Origin of the sequence: Xenorhabdus sp. PB61.4 (genome assembly GCF_963894935.1) — a bacterium.
In the GTDB taxonomy this organism is placed as follows: Bacteria; Pseudomonadota; Gammaproteobacteria; order Enterobacterales; family Enterobacteriaceae; genus Xenorhabdus; species Xenorhabdus stockiae.
The window spans coordinates 1-1,930 of the sequence record NZ_CAWQJR010000116.1; the positions used below are offsets into that span (position 1 = coordinate 1).

At 41.0% G+C, this 1,930-nt stretch carries 1 protein-coding gene; it reads right to left on the reverse strand.

Going from position 1 to position 1,930, the window contains the following annotated elements:
- Positions 1-108: 108 nt before the first annotated feature.
- Positions 109-1,443 (reverse strand): branched-chain amino acid transport system II carrier protein, encoded by a 1,335-nt coding sequence (brnQ, locus tag AACX68_RS07045; RefSeq protein ID WP_228860843.1) that lies wholly within the window; start codon positions 1,441-1,443, stop codon positions 109-111.
- Positions 1,444-1,930 lie beyond the last annotated feature (487 nt).

Below are 1,930 nucleotides of genomic sequence, written 5' to 3' on the forward strand. Positions count from 1 at the left end.
CAATTATTTTAGTGAAAAAATGAACAACAAAAACACCACAGCATAAATCCATGCTGTGGTGTTTCATTTTCTTATTACTACAAAAACATCAAAATATAATAATCAGCTTTATCCCTGCTGGATTTCATGCTTTGGGAGTTTGGCTTCTCCCGCAATGCGATCATAAAGAGCAAATACAACCACTGACAGCAGAGTTGGTATTAACCATGCCAGACCTTTATCTGCTAAAGGCAGATGAGTGGCCCACTCTGGCAGCAAATGTGACAGGTAATGAGATGATTTAATGGCATCCAGAATCCCAAACATCAGGCTTACCAGCATAGCAGGGGCCAGAATACGGGTAAAATTATGCCACCAGCGGTTAGTAAAACTCAGCAATATCAGCGCAATACAAGGAGGATAAATTGCCGTAAGTACCGGAATTGAAAACGTAATCAGATGGCTCAGCCCCAGATTGGAAACCAACATGGAAAAGAGCCCCAACAGTAAGACCAGAGTGCGATAAGAAAGTGACAGATAACGGCTGAAAAATTCTGCACAGGCACAAGTTAAGCCTATTGCAGTTACCATACAAGCAATAAAGATCAGTATCGCAAGGAAGAAACTACCATAGTTACCAAAAACATTCTGAACATAGGCATGCAGAATAGCCGCGCCATTGTCAGCTGTTGGTACTAAATCGCCACTGCCTTCTCCCAGTTTGAATAAAGAAAGGTAAACCAGCGTCAGACAAAGCCCTGCGATCAAACCTGCCCACATCGTATAACGTGTCAGTAATGAAGATGATTCCACCCCTCTAGAGCGTGCAGCATTAACAATAACAATACCAAATACCATCGCCGCCAGAGTATCCATTGTCAGATAGCCATTCACAAAGCCATTTGATAACGGAATCTCCTGATAAGTCTCAATGGCAGGAATAGGGTGCCCTGCAGGCCATAGTACAGCAGCCCCTCCAAGAATCACCAATGCCGCTATTTTGATTGGTGCCAGCACATGCCCGACGCTATCCAGTAATTTGCTCGGATATAGCGAAACCAAAATCACCAGCAAAAAATAAATGACGCTATAGATAAAAAGTGGAAGGTCGCCTGAACCTGTTAACGGAGCAATACCTACTTCAAAAGAAACTGTTGCTGTCCTCGGCGTTGCGAATAACGGACCAACAGCCAAATAGCAGATCGTTGCCAGTATTAAACCCGCTGTTTTACCGATAGGAGAACTCAGCGCTTCAATACCGCCACCGACTTTCGCCAGGGCAATAACAGTAATAACAGGCAAACCTACAGCCGTAAGCAAAAAACCAGCAGCAGCGACCCAAACATGTTCACCCGCCTGTAAGCCAACCATAGGTGGGAAAATGATATTTCCCGCACCAACAAACAGGGCAAAGGTCATAAAGCCTAATGCCCAAATATCCTTAGATGATAAACGATGTGTCATAATGATTGTTACATTATTGTTGCTAAAAGAATTGCATATACAATAGGAAATATTGCAAGCACTTGAATTTTCACTGGCGAAACTGAATCCTGATGAAACAGTCAGTGATTAGTATCATATTTACTGATACTTGTAAGATACAAAATGATAGTGGTAATAACAGGTAGAATCGCCAACAACTGCCCACAAGTAAAACTTTTATAGCGTTAAAAGGCAAGCAACAAACCGAAAAGCAGAGCAATATTTCAAACTAATTTCAAAATTAGTGATTATTATCATCTATCATTGATTACACCCTATATGATTTGCACTTTTTTTGCCCACATTGGCTAATAAATCATTTTTTTGCCTGTATTATTACCATTTAATTTTATTAATATTAACGCGATGCTCGACTTTAACATCCTATAACGTTGGATTGTTGAAGCCAGTCGCGTTGACTTTTACCTTGTTTAAAATTAGCAAAAATACCCAACGTGTGGGAAAG